Origin of the sequence: Mesorhizobium sp. M8A.F.Ca.ET.161.01.1.1, assembly GCF_004792105.1 — a bacterium.
Classification (GTDB): domain Bacteria; phylum Pseudomonadota; class Alphaproteobacteria; order Rhizobiales; family Rhizobiaceae; genus Mesorhizobium.
In genome coordinates, this window is record NZ_SRTD01000004.1 from 303,593 (window position 1) to 319,294 (window position 15,702).

The following is a 15,702-nucleotide window of genomic DNA, read 5'->3' on the forward strand; positions in this document are numbered from 1 at the left end:
GAAAACGACCAAATGTCGCGGATCGCTTCAAACCGCTTCGCGCATCATCGCGCAATCCCCGAAAGCAGGACATGATGAACCCGAGACCGTCGATCGCCTTTGCAAAATTCGCCGCGCCCCAGACGGCGGCGAACAGAAAGGGCACGGTCTTCGTGCTGTCGGCGGATGACGGTGGCCTGAGCGATATGGCCAGGGCTTACGATCCGGGCAAGACGCTGGATCGGGCTTTCCCGGTCGCCGAATTTACCGGCAAGTTCGCCGGCGCTGTCGAAATCCTGGCGCCGGAGGCAACATCGCTCGACAGGTTGGTCGCGGTCGGCGCAGGCAGGGTGTCGGGGCTCGACGAGTATGCCTGGCTGAAGCTCGGCGGCACCATTGCGGCATCGCTGCGCAAGGCAACCGACGTGGCCGTGGTGCTCGACCTGGCCGGTGCCTCGCCCGATGGCAAGGACGCCGCGAACCTTGCGGCCGGCATTCTCTTGCGCGGCTATTCCTTCGACAAGTACAAGACCAGGAAGGATAAGGACGACGGCCAGGGCAGCGGCAAGGCCGATCCGAAAAAGCCGGTCAAGGTGACCATCCATACCGCCGATCCGGTGGGCGCCAAGAAAGCCTTCGCCGATGCCGAGGCGGTGATCGACGGTGTGCTTCTGGCGCGCGATCTGGTCAACGAACCGGCAAACGTGCTGGGACCAGTCGAATTCGCCGCCCGCGCCAAGGAACTCGAGGCGCTTGGCGTCAAGGTCGAGATCCTGGCCGAAAAGGAGATGAAGAAGCTCGGCATGGGCTCGCTGCTCGGTGTCGCGCAGGGCTCGCCGCGTGGCGCCCGTATGGCGGTCATGCAATGGAACGGCGGCAAGCCCAAGGACAGCCCGGTCGCCTTCGTCGGCAAGGGCGTTACGTTCGACACCGGCGGCAATTCGATCAAGCCGGCGTCCGGCATGGAGGACATGAAGGGCGACATGGGTGGCGCTGCCGCCGTGACCGGGTTGATGCACGCGCTCGCCGCGCGCAAAGCCAAGGCCAATGTCGTCGGCATCATCGGTCTTGTCGAAAACGCGGTCGACGGTTATGCGCAGCGCCCGGGCGACATCGTCACCTCGATGTCGGGACAGACCATCGAGGTGCTCAACACCGACGCGGAGGGGCGCCTCGTCCTGGCCGACGCGCTGTGGTACTGCAACGACCGCTTCCAGCCGAAATTCATGGTCAACCTGGCGACGCTGACCGGCGCCATCATGGTTGCGCTCGGCCTGCATTATGCGGGCCTGTTCTCCAACAACGACGAACTGGCGCAAAGGCTGACCGCGGCCGGACAGTCAACGCAGGAACGGCTGTGGCGCATGCCGCTCGGCGCCGAATACGACAAGCTGATCGATTCCAAGAATGCCGACATGAAGAACATCGGTGGCCGCTACGGCGGCGCGATCATCGCCGCGCAGTTCCTGCAGCGCTTCGTCAAGGACACGCCCTGGGCACATCTCGACATTGCCGGTACCGCGATGGGCTCGCCATTGAACGAGATCAACCAGTCGTGGGGTTCGGGTTTCGGCGTACGGCTGCTGGACCGGCTGGTGCGTGATCACTACGAAAGCTGACGTCGATCCATGGCCGATGTGCTGTTCTACCATCTGACCGAATCGACCCTGGAGGATGCGCTTCCGGGGCTGCTCGAGCGCAGCGTCGATCGCGGCTGGCGCGCCGTGGTGCAGACCGGCACCGAGGAACGGCGAGACGCGCTCGACCAGCATCTGTGGACTTTCCGCGATGATTCCTTCCTGGCGCACGCGACCGATCGCGAAGCCTACCCAACTGAACAGCCAATCCTGCTGACCACCGGCGCCGGCAACCCCAACGAGGCCAAAATCAGGTTCCTGGTCGACGGCGCCGCCCCGCCCGACCTCGGCGGTTACGAGCGTGCGGTTTTCCTGTTCGATGGCCATGACGCGGCCCAGGTCGAGATGGCCCGGGCGCATTGGAAGACGATGAAGGACGCGGGCCACGCCGTGACCTACTGGCAGCAGACGTCAGACCGCCGCTGGGAACGCAAGGCCTAGTTTAGAGCAATTCCAGGAAAACTGTGCACCTATCCAGGGAAAGCGCGTAGCGCACTCCATAGGGAGGTGCGTAAGAACCAAGGGCTGGAGCCGTTCGGCGTTTCCCCGAAACGATGAGCATCTCCAGCCCAGCGTCGCGGATGACAGTTCTAGAGTCTTGCCTTGATTCGGTTCTGTTTCCTGGTGACGTAGTCGCCGTATTTCAATTTCATGAACTCGTCCGAGCGGTTCCGATGCGGGCTCCTGAAAACGTACCATTCGCCATCAGGCGATTTGCGCTTGTAGATCGCCTTGCCGGTCTGGCGATGCTCGAAGCAGGTCATGGAGCCCTTCACGCCCCAGGCGCCGTGCCATTGCGCGCGGTAGCACAACTTGCCGCCGCCGGGGATGAACCATGTCCCGTCGCCATAGCCCGGCTGGCCCTTTTCGGTCGACCAGGCGTTGAATTGCCGCTGCCTGACGGCAAAGAACGCGGCCCCGTGATTGCCCCACATCCACGAATGGTTCTGATAGATTTGGTAGACGCCTTCGTCGGGCACCACGGCGCCCTTTTGCGCCTGCTCGGCGATTTTGGTCGCTGTCTCGGCTGTCGCAGGGACCTGTAAGGCAAGAACAAGAACGGAGCAGGCGAACGCCGCTCCGACACAATTACCCAGCACTCGTTTCACGGAACTACTCCACAGACTGATTCACGCCACGCCTCAACCATCATGCCGAAACACTGGTCCGGCATGGATGCCAATCAAACAAGAAAGATGGAGATCCATCCCGATCGTGTCGGGACGCATCGAACGATGCGTCTACGGCAGGACGTGCTGGGTCACCCTCCAATCGGGCAGACCATAGCCCCCCAGCCACGGCCACACTTCTTTCTGGTTGAAGTAGACAACGGACGTGAGCGCCGGGAACTCCGCATAGGACTTGCGGGAATCGTCCTGCCACTTCGAAACATAGTCCTGCTTGCCGACATAGCCGAGTTCCGCCACCACGATCGGCTTGTTGAAACCCGCCACGCGGTCATAGCCGGGTTTCAGCATCTCGGCGAACGTACGGTCGCGACCGGCCTCGTCATTGTCCTTTTTCTGCAGGCCGAACACCGACAGGCCGATCACGTCGACATAGTCGTCACCGGGGTAGTATTTTTCCAGGCCTTCTTCACCTTTGGGCGACCACATGTATTTGGCCGCGGGGGCCGCCTTGCGGCAGATATCGACTTCGCGCTTGTAAGCTGAGATCCAGTCCTTGGGAGCCCAGTTGGCCCAGGTGAAGCGGCCGTTCTTGTCTTCCATTTCCTGCGCCCAGCGAATGGTTACCGGGCTTTTCATCTGTCCCACCAGGCCACAGATCGCCTGCATATTGGCATCATACCTGCCGCCCAATATGCCGTCACGCAGTTCGGGCGGCGTGATGCGCCAGTCCTTCGACCAGGTCCACGGCTCGATCGTGATCAACAGCGAGCGACCGCGCTCCTGGGCATAGGTGTCTGCCAGAGGCAGCGTCGATAGATCGACATCTTCCCAAGGCAGGAACAGTTCCTCGATGCTGGCGGTCTTGTCATTGGTGAAATCGCCATACGGATCGTACGAGCCGAATGCCGACGCGGCGCTGCTCGTCTGGACGGGGTCTGTCGCGGGGGCGGAACCGGCGCCTCCCGCGGAAGGAAACGCGGCACTTCCGCCCAAAGCCAGCGCGACTACAAGTACATTTGCTGCGGAGTGTTTCATCGTTGACCTCCTATGGCCTTAGCTTCCCATGGAAGCCAAGGCTTCGCCCGCCGCATCGATGCCTGATCGACACGACTACCCAACACCGATCGGGTCTATTGGCGGAATCTGCGGGATTTCGGAGCGACCATTGGCGGGTGTGCCAACCTGTGCAAGGGGCCACCCAAATTATCTCTCAAGGCGCCGACACTGAGGAGCTTCAGAGAGAAAGTTCGCCGCGATACTCACAAATTCGCGTCAATATTCCGATATATCATCCCTGACTAATTTAAGAGCCGGACCGGACCAAGAGTCAAGAACAATTAACGATCGGTTAACCTTGGCGCTCGCAAAATGGTTAACGCTGCGCGGCGGTGCAGCCTCCAGATCGCCTTGACCCCGGCGAATTCTCCAAAGCGCAAAAAAGTGCGGTTCATCATTCCGGCATGGGTCGACGGCGACTCTTCGGCGGAATACTTGCTGCGATTCAAAGGCGTTAGGTTAACCAGTTCTCAAGAAAGCTAGTTAAGGATCGGTTAATTTAGTTGACTCTAATGAGATGTGGAGGGATTCTGAAGCCGACCTGAAAAGCGTGTCGGCCGTCGTTCGGCTGATGCTCGGAGTGGCGGCGGTAGTTGTATGAGTGTTTCCGCGGACGCAGGGATCATCAGTCCCAAGACCAGGCCGACCCGGCCGCGTGGGAGGATGCACGCCAACGCCGCGGCGCAGGTTCCTTTCCTGGTGCCCATATTGTCTCCGGTCCGGCAGTGGATCCTGCGGCTCGGCCTGGCTTCCTGGTTCGTCACTCTCGGCTTTTTCTGGATCTGGTGGCTGAAGCCGGACCATATCGGATACCTCGGGTCATACATCTTTGCGACGCTGGTGCTGGCCTGGCTGACCTTGATGCCGATGTATTTCCTGCTCAACGTGCACGCTTCGAGGAAGCCATCCAAGCTTGCCAGCATCCCGAAGCGCTCGCGGGTCGCCATGGTGGTGACCAAGGCGCCGTCCGAACCGTTCGCCGTGGTTGCGCGCACCTTGGAAGCAATGCTTACGCAGGACTATCCGCATGACACCTGGCTGGCCGACGAGGACCCGTCCGAGGAGACGGTTCGCTGGTGCGATGCCCACGGCGTGTTCATTTCGACGCGGCGCGGAAGGGAAGACTACCACCGCAAGACTTGGCCGCGCCGCACCCGTTGCAAGGAGGGCAACCTGGCGTTCTTCTATGACCACTACGGTTATGAGCGCTACGATTTCGTCGCCCAGATGGATGCCGATCACAGGCCGACGCCAACCTATCTCAGGGAAATCCTTTATCCTTTCGCCGATCCGGCGGTCGGCTATGTCTCGGCGCCGAGCATCTGCGACAACAACGCCGCCGAAAGCTGGGCAGCGCGTGGCCGGCTGTTTCCAGAAGGGATGTTTCACGGGCCCTTGCAGTCCGGCCATACCGGTGGCGGCGCGCCGCTTTGCATCGGCTCGCACTATGCCGTTCGAACCAAGGCACTGAGGCAGGCGGGCGGTCTCGGTCCGGAGTTGGCCGAGGATCACTCCACCTCGATGCTGATCAACGCCGCCGGGTGGCGCGGCGTGCATGCGCTCGACGCCATCGCCCATGGCGACGGCCCGCAGACCTTTGCCGATCTCGTCACCCAAGAATTCCAGTGGTCGCGCAGCCTGATGACGATCCTGCTCGAATACTCGCCCACATATTTTCCCAAATTGCCCTGGAGGCTGAAGTTTCAGTTCCTGTTCTGCCAGCTCTGGTATCCACTGTTCGCCATCTTCGCATTGCTGATGTACGTCATGCCGATGTATGCGCTCTTCACCGGGCGCAACTTCGCCAACGTCATGTATGCCGACTTCCTTCTTCACTATCTGCCCAACGCCGTTGCTCTGGTGGGCCTGGTCATGATGCTGAAGGCATTCGGCCTCTCTCGGCCGCTGACGGCCAAGACGATAAGCTGGGAAGGCACGCTGTTTCTTTTCTTCGCACGCTGGCCTTGGGTACTGGCCGGCACGCTATCGTCGCTGCGCGATTATCTGACCAAATCCTTCGTCGATTTCCGTGTCACCCCCAAGGGCAGCGGTCCCAAAAGCCTGTTGCCGGTCCGCGCCTTCGTTCCCTATGTGGCGCTGGCCATCGGCGCGGCACTGCCCGTGTTGATAATTGAGCACCCTTTCGACGCGACCGGCTTTTTCTGGTTCGCGGCGTTCAATGCATTCCTCTATGGGCTTTTGGTGGTGGTGATCGTTTCAAGACACGTCATCGAGAACAAGATCCCGTTGCGTGCCAATGCCGCGAAGATGACCTTGCAGGCCTCGCTCGCCGTGCTGGCGCTCGCCGTGCCGGCCGTGGGCTTCTACGATCGCGGCATGGAAGGCGTCTACGGATTGCAGCAGGGCGCCGGCGGCTTGCGCATCGTGCGCATAGCCTATGTGATTTCGGGCGCCGGCCAGGGTAACATCGGTGCCCGCAATTTCTACTTCGATCCGGGTTGGGAAACGCCGCGCTGACGTTGAAGAGGCGCGCGCGACAACGCTTCCCGGAACATTCGCCTTGTGAGCCGGCGGCCGTCCGCGCAACCGCGGCGCAGTCTCAATAGATTCAGTTTTAATAATATCCGATCGAGTGCGGACAGACCGTGCTCATCATGTCGCTTGCGCGATTCTTAATAAGTATCCCCTAATATAAGATCATGATGCGAGCGGCGTGAGGCTGCTAGCGTGGCGCGGAACACAAAATAACCGACAATATATCCCCGCGCTCCAGTGGCTTATGTTTTTGCAGGGGACGTCGATGAAAACATATATTGGAAATGGGCCAAGGATCGGCAAGAAATATGCCTGTGCATTCGCAGCTGTTGCATTGATCTCGATGGTGTCCGGTTGTCAGAGTATGGATGCGACCAAGACCGGCTCGATCAGCACCAGGCCGGAGGCTCATATGCTTGGCCAGAAGGCTCACTACGTCCAGAAGAAACGGTTGCATCTGGTCGATCGCAAATCGCTCACGCGGATCACCAGCGTGACACGCACGAGAGAGGAGGCCTATGCGGCTTTCGTCCGGCCGCAGCGGATCGGCAAGACGGCGCCCGTGAAGGTTTCCTACAGTTTGGGCAATAGCGGACCGTTGCTCGGTCACTCTCCCTGGATTTGCGGCCCGAGCGGCTTTGGCCAGCGCGCCAGCTGCCGTTCGCGGTACTGAAGCAATTACGGGAACAGTGTGTAACGGTTTTCCCGGGACAAGCGCGTAGCGCTTGCCCTTGCGAAACCGCCTGGAACAAAGAGATGGATTGGTTCGGCGTCCTCTTTGAAACTGTGAACCGTTCTAGAGCGTCAGACCTGGAAGTGGCGGCGTGATTTGACTTATGCAGCCGCCGCTCCGTTCCTCGCGGGGGGCGCGAGCCGAGGGCAAGAGGTTGGCGAGGGATTGCGCCTGACCTCTTGCCCGCGGCCGCCATTCCTGGCGATGGCAATCGGCGGACGCTGCCATTCTGTCCCTCGATCGGCACTTTCCGCCTGAAACCGAAATCCCTGTCCGGTATTCCGATCACGTCACGACAAACGGGCGGGGCGGTGCCAGCCGCTATCATTGTCTTCCGGCGCCGACCGCGGCCGCGCGACGTAGGCCGACGATCCGTTCGCTTCGTGATAGACGCGTGCCAGCATTTCCGCCAGCACGCCCGACGTCACCATCTGCACCCCGGCGATCAGCAGGAAGAAGCCGGTGAACAGCATCGGCCGTGTTCCGATGGCTTCCTCGAAAAACACCTTCAGACAAAGCAGATAGGCAAGGATCAGCGAACCCAGCGCGCCGAGCACGATGCCGATACCACCGAAGAAATGACCGGGCCGGGTGCGATAGCGCATGAAAAAATACATGAACACCAGATCGAGCACGACCCTGAAGGTGCGCGAAATCCCGTATTTGGACTGACCGTGAATGCGGGCGTGATGCGTCACCACCTCTTGTGCGATGCGTCGTGGGGTCGTCACCGTGGCCAGCCATGCCGGGATGAAGCGGTGCATCTCGCCATAGAGCTTGACGCTGCGGATGACGGTGCCGCGATAGACCTTGAGGCTGCAGCCATAATCCTTGAGGCGCACGCCGGTGACACGCGCGATCAACGCGTTGGCGATGCGCGAGGGGAGCCGGCGCATAAAAAACCCTTCCTGGCGATCCTTGCGCCAGCCGACCACCAGGTCGAGATCCTCGCTCAGCAAGCGGTAGACCATGCGCGGAATGTCGTAGGGATCGTTCTGCAGGTCGCCGTCGATCGTGGCGATGACGTCGCCGCGTGCCGCGTCTATGCCGGCCTGCATGGCGGCGGTCTGCTTGTAGTTGCGCACCAGCTCGACCGAATGCACATGCGGGCCGTATTGCGCCGCCAGGCGCCTGATCTCGCTCACGGTCGCGTCGGTGCTGCCGTCATCGACCAGCACGACCTCCCATGGCTGGCCATAATGTTCCATGGCCTGGTGAATCCGCGCCAGCAGCGGCTCGACGTTTTCGGCCTCGTTATACATGGGCACGACGATGGACAGCGTATGGTCCGGCATCACCGCGCCGTCGGGCAGTCCCGAAGCAGGGATAGGTAATACGGTCATAGGGATGGCTTCCTTGCAGATCCGGCGGCCGGGTTCCCCGGCAGCGTCGATTTCGAGGGAAACAGCCAGGCAATCGCGCCCGTGACGACAGCTGAGCAAAGGATGAAGAGGTGCAATGCCAGCGCCGCCTGCAAGCCGCTCTTCATCGCAATTCCGGAAGTCAGCAGCGCCGCCGCCGCCGCCGCTTCGTAGGTGCCGAAACCGGCGACGCCTTGCACCGGCAATATCGCGGCGCCTTCGGCGCCGACGACGCCTGGAAAGGCGGTGGTGAACGATGTGCCAAGTATCAGCGCCAGCAGCCATCCCTGCACGGCGAGCTTCAGCGACCAGTTGGCGATCGTCCACCACCAGCCGTAGCGCGAGCGCCCCGTCGCCTCGGTGAAGATGTCGCGAAGCAAGCCGAGCTTGGCTACGATCTTGCCGCGCCCGGCCCAGTCATGCGGCGCGCGCGCCCAGCGCGGCAGGTACCATGCCACAGCGACCAGGACGGCCACGCCCGCGACCCTGATCGCCGGATGCAGGCCTGGCCACACCGCCAACGCCAGCACGCCGACGACGAATGCATCCTGCAGCCTGAACCACAGCAGCGAGGCGCTGGCGCGCATGAGCGGTACGCCGAAGATCTGGCGCAGGAGCAGAGGAAAAGCCGTCTCGCCGCCGCGGAAAGGGACGACGTTGATCATCGCGTTGTGGATCAGGATAACGCGCAGGCAGGCGCCGAAACGGCCTTGCACCTCGTCGCGGAACTCGTCGCAGACGCGCAGCGTTCGCAAGACATAGGTGACGAAAAAAGCGAGCGTCGCCACCGCGAGCGTCCCGGGCGTGACGCGGTCGAAGGCGTCGCCGACCGTCCTCCAGCGCGAGTCGCTGGCGAGCCAGACCAGCAGGGCCAGCGTCGCGACTATCGAGATTGCTCTTTTCAACCAATTCTCCGCTGGTTTTCGCCGCCTCGTCCGGGCGGCGGCAATGCGTGGTGCCCGGATGCCCATGGCGTCAACCGGACTCGGCGCCTGGCCCACCGCCTTGCCGAACTCCCGCGGACGAAATGCGGAGCCGTCGACTGCTGGGAGCATGTCCAAAACCCACGGCCCCCAACCGTCGCGGCTCTCAAGGGCGGGTGATCCTATAGACCAGCAAATCATCGGAATCCACAAGCTTGGTTCCGGTCTTGTCCAGATAGTCGATGACCCCGTCATGATGCTCGACGAACAGCAGGTCTTGCTTGTCGGCGGCGTTCTTGGCCGCGCCGAACAGATCTGCGCCTTGCGCGCGCAACTCCTCGAGCTGCGCGATCGCGGTGTCGTCGTCCGCGACGAATTTCGACCATTCGACATCGCCGCCGCCGGGCGGGAACACCCAGCCGCGCGCCCTGCTGTAGTAGACAGCCACTGGATCGCCGACCTCGGGCGCTATTGCGACGACGAGGTCACCCGGTTGTGCCAATCTCGCCAGTTCCTCGCCGAGCAGCTTGCCATTGATGGCAACCGGCTTCTTCATTGTCTTGACGAGGGGAAAGGTCGACCACACGAGCGTCACGGCCACGATACAGATCGAGCGCAGGACCATGGCCGGCGACGGAGCGTTGCCCCATGGCAGCGTTGCCAGGACCAGTGCTCCTCGGCCGCAGAACATCGCCAACGGGACATGGAAGATGTGGTAATTCCAGGGATTGCTGGTGATCTCGCGCGCCGCCGCCAGATAGACGGCCATGGCCGCCACCAGCCAAACATAAGGAATGGCCGAAAGTGTACGTTGTTTCTGGTTTTCGGCGGGGGGCGGCATCCAGAAGCCCACCGCGATCAGCACCATGAACGGATAGCCGTAGAACCACCAAACCGAGGTGTTCCACACCGATTTGAAGTAGAAGCTCTCCTTGAAGAATGTCCAGAAACCGGAATCCCAGATATAACCGCTGCCCGCGACATGAAATGGCGGATAGGTTCGGCCGAGATAGATCGCCCAGCTGAAATATGCGGCGATGATGGCCAGGCTCAAAAGCCCTGACAGGAACACCCTGGTCGCTTGCTTTCGCTTCTTCTCGACAATCCAGCAAACCATCAGGTAGAAAATGACGGCGCCGGCGGCGAGCCCCGGCGGTTTCGCCAGCACTCCGAGCGAGAAACTGACGGTGGCAACCGGCAAAAGCCAGCTGCTGCCGCCGGCCCAGTACCTCGCGAAAAGCCAGACGCCTGTTGTCACCAGGGCCAACATCGACGGATCTGGAAGAAACGAGCTGTCGATCATGATCGCTGCCGGCATCAGCGCATAGGCAAGCGCCGCCGCATGGGCATGCGTTTCGCCCCAGCATAGCGCCGTCAACCTGTGCAGCGAAAACACCGTGACCAGGCCGAAGAAGGCCGCAACCATGCGGCCAAACCAGTCGTGCCAGCCGAAGAGTTGGTAGAGCAGGGCGGTCAGATAGCTGACGATCTGGAACTCGCGGCCCTGATAACTCGGCCCGGGCCCGGTCCAACTGACCTCAGGGAAGAAGATATTCCAGCTGCGCTGTTGAAAATTGTCGGCCATCATTGCTGTGCTTGTCTCGCGCCAGCTGAAGACGTCGACCAGCGGCAAGGTTATGTTGTGGAACCTGAACACGATCGCGATGAACAGGATCCCCAGCAAGATAGCCGTGTCGAGGTTGAGGTAATTGCGAGCAGCCGAGCCCCAAGCAGTCGGCTGCCGCGGGTATTGCTGAACCTCGGCCTGATTTAGTTCCGGGTCGGCGCCCATTTGAAACCGCATCCTCTCTGACGTCTGCGGATGTTGCTTTTACACGCGATTGTCAAAGGTGAAGGAGTATACGACGCAATCCTTAATTTTGGCGAAAGCGGGCGTCGCGAAAGTTGACATCGCAGCTCCCGCGGCTGTTAAATAGTTCACAGGCCTGTCGCGCCGACAGCGCTGCCTTGGGCCACAATACAGACATGCCAACGCCGATTGTACCGATAGCTCCGACCAGCTTGCCGCCGCTTGGCGTCGACCATCGGCCACACAACGAACCTCGTCGGACTGCAAGTTTCACGCCGCTGCTGTTTCTGTTCGCCTTCTGCGGTCAGGTGGCCCTCGCGGGAGCGACCCACGCGGCCGCCGCCAAAGACGGCGCACCTGCAAAAGCGGACAGTGCCACTGTGCCAACCCCCTATGAGTTGCAGCTTCTGTATGCCGATCGCACATGGGTGTGGAAAAACGGAGCGGCCTATTTCGCACGGGGCAATCGACGCCTCGAGGCCTGGACGTCGGGGCAGGATTCAGCCTCTGTCGCCGAGGGCAGGTGGCTGGTGACCAAGGACGGCAAGATGTGCATGGATGTCGCCTGGCGATCCAAGAGCTACAAGGGCAAACAGCAGCGTACCTGCTATAGCCATCAGATCAAGGATGGAACCATCGAGCAGCGCAAGGATCCGGACGGGGAATGGTACAGTTTCAAACGAACTCCCGAGGATCCCTCCGACGAACACCGAAAATTCGAACCTGGTGATACCAAGGCCGCTCAGTTTGAAGAGGCCCGTAAGTTGGTCGATTCCAAGAATTAAGGCTGGCCAGGCTGGGCCCACGGCATGACGGGAAACGCCGTTCCTGGCTCCGTTGGCGCGTCCCCATATGGCATCGGTGACGGCGTGTGCGGCGTGTCGGAGTCAGGCAGGCTGCTTTTGCCGGGCCTGTGAAGAAGCTTGCGAATCGCTTATAAAAGCGCGGAGCAGTCCGGCGGGAATTGCCGTCGCACCGACCGCCAAATGGTCGCATTCGATTCCTCTCTGACAGAACGACGAGACGATGGGTACACCACCATACGGCTTTCATGAAATTTAATAATTAGTGATGTCTAATATTCTTGTGTGATGTGCGAGTGGTCACTGAAACGACGTGAGGCGGCGCAGGCGTCGCAACGCGTCCTGGCTTTACTCAAAGGCAAGGGACACATGGCGAACAATTCCGCAGCGGGCGTATTTCGCCCAAGCAAGAAAGCCCTCTCTATTGTTGTGGTGGCGGTGACCTCCCTGGTTGCAGGGTGTCAGGTCATGGATGCGACCAATACCGGTTCCGTCATCATCACGCCGGCCGTGCACCCGGTCCAGAGCAGGCCTCCAGTCCAGCCATTCCAAGGTGGATATGTTGTGCAGTCGCTCAGGGCCGAGCCCCAGGTCCTGATGACAAGCACCACACGGACCACTGAAAGAACTTACGCTTTTGCACCGCCGCCGGTTACAACCCCAACGTTGGGACCTGTGAAGGTCGCTTTCAATCCCGTCGATGGCGGTACGTTCTCGGGCGGTTCGCCCTATGTCTGCAGTCCCAGCGGATTTGGCCAGCGCGCCAGTTGCCGCGCCCGCTCTCTGTGATCTATCGGGCAGATGCTGCCGCCTTGCTTGGCGGCAGTGTCTCCGGTTTCGTCCGCAGCCCGAAGAATGGGGCAGCTGTCCTGACGATCGTGTCGATGTCGGAAAGCTCAGGCACAAAGCCAAGATGCGCGCGCGCCTTGCTCGGATCGGCATAGAGTTCAGCCGGGTCCCCCGGGCGCCGGGCTCTGAAGACAGCCGGGACCGGTCTTGACGTCACCCGGCTGACCGCCTGGACAATCTCCCTGATGGATACGCCTCGTCCGGTGCCGAGGTTGACCGCCAGGCTTTGTCCTCCGCCCTCCAGGTGTTGGAGGGCTTTCAGGTGGGCGCGAGCCAGGTCGCTGACATGGATATAGTCGCGCACGCAAGTCCCGTCCGGCGTCTCATAATCGGTGCCGAAGACCTCGATTTCATCGATGATGCCCGACGCCGCCATCAGCACCCTGGGGACCAGATGCGTCTCCGGCGAATGCCACTCACCGAGTTCCCCGTCGGGATCGGCCCCGCAGGCATTGAAGTAGCGCAGGATGGCAAACTTCATTCCGTATGCGGACGCATAGTCGCCGATGATCTGTTCGCCCATCAGCTTGGTACGGCCATAAGGGCTGATCGGATTTTGCGACGAACTCTCGCGAACGGGCAATGCTTCCGGCACGCCGTAGGTTGCGCAACTGCTGGAGAAAATGATGTTTTCAATGGCGTGCGCGCGTGCGGCATCGAGCACGGCGATGGTGCCCATCACATTGGTCGAATAGTATTCGGCCGGCTGCTGGACGGACTCGCCAACATAGGCCAGCGCCGCGAAGTGGATGACAGCGGTCGGCCGGTACGTGGCGATCGCCGCCTGCATTGCAGCACTGTCCCGGATATCGCCGACGACAAGCGGACCCCAGGCGACGGACTTCTCGTTGCCGCGGGATAGATTGTCGAAAGCCACAGGCAGGTAACCGGCGGCGGCAAGCAGTTTGCAGGTGTGGCTGCCAATGAAGCCGGCCCCCCCTGTTACCAGGATTGCCTTCCCGGTCATGAAGCCGCGACACCCTTGGCCAGCCGCCTTCCGTAGAGCAGGGCATCGAAATAGTCGATGGTATGCGCGAGCCCTTGGGCCAGATTGATCCTCGGCTCCCAACCGAGATTGTTCCTGGCAAAGGAAATGTCCGGTTTGCGCTGTCTGGGATCGTCGACCGGCAGTGGCCGATGCACGATCTTCGACCTGGAATTGGTGTAGCCGACAACCAGCGTCGCGAGTTCCATGATGGTGAATTCGCCGGGATTGCCGAGGTTGACCGGGTGGGTAGGGGCACTCGGCGCGTTCATCAGCCGCATGAAGCCCTCGATCAGGTCGTCGGCGTAGCAGAAGGAACGGGTCTGCAAGCCGCTGCCATAGACGGTCAGGTCTTCGCCGCGCAACGCCTGGACGATGAAGTTCGAGACGACGCGCCCGTCGTCGGGCTGCATGCGGCGGCCGTAGGTGTTGAAGATGCGGGCAACGCGAATATCGAGGCCATATGTCCTCGAATAGTCGAAGAACAGGGTTTCGGCCGAGCGTTTGCCTTCATCATAGCAGGACCGCGGTCCGTGCGTGTTGACATTGCCGAAATAGCTTTCGGGTTGCGGGTGCACGAAGGGATCGCCGTAGACCTCGGACGTGGAGGCCTGGAATATCTTGGCGTTGTTGCGACGCGCCAGTTCCAACAGGTTCAGCGCGCCAAGCACGCTCGTCTTGAAGGTATGGATCGGATCTGCCTGGTAGTGTGGCGGAGAAGCGGGGCAGGCGAGATTGTAGATCTCGTCGAACCGGAGGTCCAAGGTCAATGGATCGACGATGTCGTGCTCGATGCAGCTGAATCTCGGATCGTGCAGCAGCGCATTGAGATTGTATCTTTTGCCGGTATGGAAATTGTCCACCGCGACGACGTCGTATCCGTCCTGCAAAAGACGTTCGCACAGGTGCGATCCCAGGAAGCCAGCGCCCCCGGCGACCAGAGCCCGGCTTCGGTTGTGGCCCTTGCCGTTGCCCTCTTGGTCGTTCCTGGAACCAAGTTTCAGAACCTTTACGACCTTACTCATTCAGTCCTCCTACGCACCGCAACACTACCCGTCGGGCCGGGGCAAAGCACTGCCCGGCCACGTTCTTGAAACGCGGCAATCCTCCGCATCCGCGGATCGCCATCATTGATGCGCGCTTGTCATTTTCTGAGTTTGCGGAGCCACTGCCGCGCGGCTTCTATGCTGCCGTTCAGCTGTCCATGCGCCCCGAGATCGCGATCACGCGCTTGGTGCCATCATCGCCGATTGCTCGCCCAAATTGCACATCCCAACGAATTGAAAATATACCTGTGGAAATTCCAGTCAACTAAATTAGCGATTTCTTAACCAATTGTGTTTGCCAATGGTTAATCATGAGGCGGCACGCCCGCTAGTCGCGTGCAGGTGGCCGTGGGCGCGGTTCCTCATTTTGAATCAGCATATTGGCTCGACCGCGAAGAGATTCCACATGCCACGGCGAGCTGTTCTCGGGCGCGCCATCAAAAAGCTTGATATCGAGGAATGCCGGGAAGTGCCCTCGTGAGGCACTGGGATGCGCAGCCCCGGAGAACTACCCGAATGAAGAAGGTTCAGAACGATTCAAATCTTCAGGTTGCAATGAGATTGTTGCCCAAATCCGCTCGGGCTGCAGACGTAAACATTCGGTTGTGAAAACCTTGCCAGTATCGCTTTGTGAATGGAATCCGCATCGCAGCTGGCAGTGGCGCAGGGCAGACCAACAGTCAAAATTAGAAGGCAAAATCGGCCCGCGGGAACAAGGTTTAATCCCGATTTCTTTTCGTCGGGGCCGCCCGTGATCTCTGTGCATTCGAGGTCCCTCATCCGTAAAGATGCGAGGCGACATTCCCGTTTCAGGCGCGTCGAATTTATAGTGGAATGCCGGCTATCTCGGCAATGGCATTTGAGGGTTTAGCAGGCTCTTGTCTATTGCGCGAT

General features: G+C 60.7%; 14 protein-coding genes. 7 read left to right on the forward strand and 7 right to left on the reverse strand.

What is annotated here, in order from left to right; all coding sequences use genetic code 11:
- Positions 1-74: 74 nt before the first annotated feature.
- Together EN804_RS12990 and EN804_RS12995 are read left to right on the forward strand one after the other, a co-directional pair.
- Positions 75-1,598, forward strand: a complete 1,524-nt coding sequence (locus EN804_RS12990; protein WP_127276080.1) for a leucyl aminopeptidase — start codon at positions 75-77, stop codon at positions 1,596-1,598.
- Positions 1,599-1,607: 9 nt separating this feature from the next.
- Complete coding sequence (locus tag EN804_RS12995; protein ID WP_127276081.1) at positions 1,608-2,057, forward strand: DNA polymerase III subunit chi; 450 nt, start codon at positions 1,608-1,610, stop codon at positions 2,055-2,057.
- 149 nt (positions 2,058-2,206) lie between these two features.
- Here the strand turns inward: EN804_RS12995 and EN804_RS13000 are convergent, their stop codons facing one another.
- Together EN804_RS13000 and EN804_RS13005 are read right to left on the reverse strand one after the other, a co-directional pair.
- Positions 2,207-2,725 (reverse strand): DUF995 domain-containing protein, encoded by a 519-nt coding sequence (locus EN804_RS13000; RefSeq protein WP_135863798.1) that lies wholly within the window; start codon positions 2,723-2,725, stop codon positions 2,207-2,209.
- A 132-nt stretch (positions 2,726-2,857) separates the two neighbouring features.
- Positions 2,858-3,781, reverse strand: coding sequence for a glycoside hydrolase family 26 protein (locus EN804_RS13005; RefSeq protein ID WP_127276083.1), 924 nt, complete (start codon positions 3,779-3,781; stop codon positions 2,858-2,860).
- Between the two features lie 618 nt (positions 3,782-4,399).
- Between EN804_RS13005 and EN804_RS13010 the strand changes: the two genes are divergently transcribed.
- Positions 4,400-6,280: a cellulose synthase catalytic subunit gene (locus EN804_RS13010; RefSeq protein WP_127276084.1), complete on the forward strand. Its 1,881-nt coding sequence runs from the start codon at positions 4,400-4,402 to the stop codon at positions 6,278-6,280.
- A gap of 430 nt (positions 6,281-6,710) precedes the next feature.
- On the forward strand, positions 6,711-6,971 hold the full coding sequence (locus EN804_RS37990; RefSeq protein WP_245464269.1) for a hypothetical protein: 261 nt from the start codon (positions 6,711-6,713) through the stop codon (positions 6,969-6,971).
- Positions 6,972-7,321: 350 nt separating this feature from the next.
- Here EN804_RS37990 and EN804_RS13020 read toward each other — a convergent pair whose 3' ends face one another.
- The 3 genes from EN804_RS13020 to EN804_RS13030 form a co-directional block, all read right to left on the reverse strand.
- Positions 7,322-8,326 carry a glycosyltransferase family 2 protein gene (locus EN804_RS13020; protein WP_210212407.1) on the reverse strand — a complete coding sequence of 335 codons (1,005 nt, stop codon included), beginning with the start codon at positions 8,324-8,326 and terminating at the stop codon, positions 7,322-7,324.
- A gap of 44 nt (positions 8,327-8,370) precedes the next feature.
- Positions 8,371-9,297 (reverse strand): lysylphosphatidylglycerol synthase domain-containing protein, encoded by a 927-nt coding sequence (locus EN804_RS13025; RefSeq protein WP_135919650.1) that lies wholly within the window; start codon positions 9,295-9,297, stop codon positions 8,371-8,373.
- 184 nt (positions 9,298-9,481) lie between these two features.
- Positions 9,482-11,107 carry a glycosyltransferase family 39 protein gene (locus tag EN804_RS13030; RefSeq protein ID WP_135883309.1) on the reverse strand — a complete coding sequence of 542 codons (1,626 nt, stop codon included), beginning with the start codon at positions 11,105-11,107 and terminating at the stop codon, positions 9,482-9,484.
- 194 nt (positions 11,108-11,301) lie between these two features.
- On the opposite strand from EN804_RS13030, the gene EN804_RS13035 reads away from it, so the two are divergent.
- Positions 11,302-11,910: a DUF995 domain-containing protein gene (locus EN804_RS13035; protein ID WP_189343620.1), complete on the forward strand. Its 609-nt coding sequence runs from the start codon at positions 11,302-11,304 to the stop codon at positions 11,908-11,910.
- A 387-nt stretch (positions 11,911-12,297) separates the two neighbouring features.
- Positions 12,298-12,717, forward strand: a complete 420-nt coding sequence (locus EN804_RS13040) for a hypothetical protein (RefSeq protein WP_135919652.1) — start codon at positions 12,298-12,300, stop codon at positions 12,715-12,717.
- A 1-nt stretch (position 12,718) separates the two neighbouring features.
- Here EN804_RS13040 and galE read toward each other — a convergent pair whose 3' ends face one another.
- Positions 12,719-13,744, reverse strand: a complete 1,026-nt coding sequence (gene galE, locus EN804_RS13045) for a UDP-glucose 4-epimerase GalE (protein ID WP_135919654.1) — start codon at positions 13,742-13,744, stop codon at positions 12,719-12,721.
- A complete protein-coding gene (locus EN804_RS13050) occupies positions 13,741-14,787 on the reverse strand; it encodes a UDP-glucuronic acid decarboxylase family protein (protein ID WP_135919656.1) in 1,047 nt (348 codons plus the stop codon). Before EN804_RS13050 ends, galE begins: the two co-directional genes overlap by 4 nt.
- Positions 14,788-14,852: 65 nt before the next feature.
- Here EN804_RS13050 and EN804_RS13055 point away from each other — a divergent pair, with 65 nt between their 5' ends.
- Complete coding sequence (locus EN804_RS13055) at positions 14,853-15,077, forward strand: hypothetical protein (RefSeq protein WP_135919658.1); 225 nt, start codon at positions 14,853-14,855, stop codon at positions 15,075-15,077.
- Positions 15,078-15,702: the final 625 nt, after the last annotated feature.

What these genes read in the sequence shown, in the direction of transcription:
- EN804_RS12990 (WP_127276080.1), top strand. Translation starts at nt 75, where the DNA reads ATGAACCCGAGACCGTCGATCGCCTTTGCAAAATTCGCCGCGCCCCAG.
- EN804_RS12995 (WP_127276081.1), top strand. Translation starts at nt 1,608, where the DNA reads ATGGCCGATGTGCTGTTCTACCATCTGACCGAATCGACCCTGGAGGAT.
- EN804_RS13005 (WP_127276083.1), bottom strand. Translation starts at nt 3,781, where the DNA reads ATGAAACACTCCGCAGCAAATGTACTTGTAGTCGCGCTGGCTTTGGGC.
- EN804_RS13010 (WP_127276084.1), top strand. Translation starts at nt 4,400, where the DNA reads ATGAGTGTTTCCGCGGACGCAGGGATCATCAGTCCCAAGACCAGGCCG.
- EN804_RS37990 (WP_245464269.1), top strand. Translation starts at nt 6,711, where the DNA reads ATGCTTGGCCAGAAGGCTCACTACGTCCAGAAGAAACGGTTGCATCTG.
- EN804_RS13020 (WP_210212407.1), bottom strand. Translation starts at nt 8,326, where the DNA reads ATGCCGGACCATACGCTGTCCATCGTCGTGCCCATGTATAACGAGGCC.
- EN804_RS13030 (WP_135883309.1), bottom strand. Translation starts at nt 11,107, where the DNA reads ATGGGCGCCGACCCGGAACTAAATCAGGCCGAGGTTCAGCAATACCCG.
- EN804_RS13035 (WP_189343620.1), top strand. Translation starts at nt 11,302, where the DNA reads ATGCCAACGCCGATTGTACCGATAGCTCCGACCAGCTTGCCGCCGCTT.
- EN804_RS13040 (WP_135919652.1), top strand. Translation starts at nt 12,298, where the DNA reads ATGGCGAACAATTCCGCAGCGGGCGTATTTCGCCCAAGCAAGAAAGCC.
- galE (WP_135919654.1), bottom strand. Translation starts at nt 13,744, where the DNA reads ATGACCGGGAAGGCAATCCTGGTAACAGGGGGGGCCGGCTTCATTGGC.
- EN804_RS13050 (WP_135919656.1), bottom strand. Translation starts at nt 14,787, where the DNA reads ATGAGTAAGGTCGTAAAGGTTCTGAAACTTGGTTCCAGGAACGACCAA.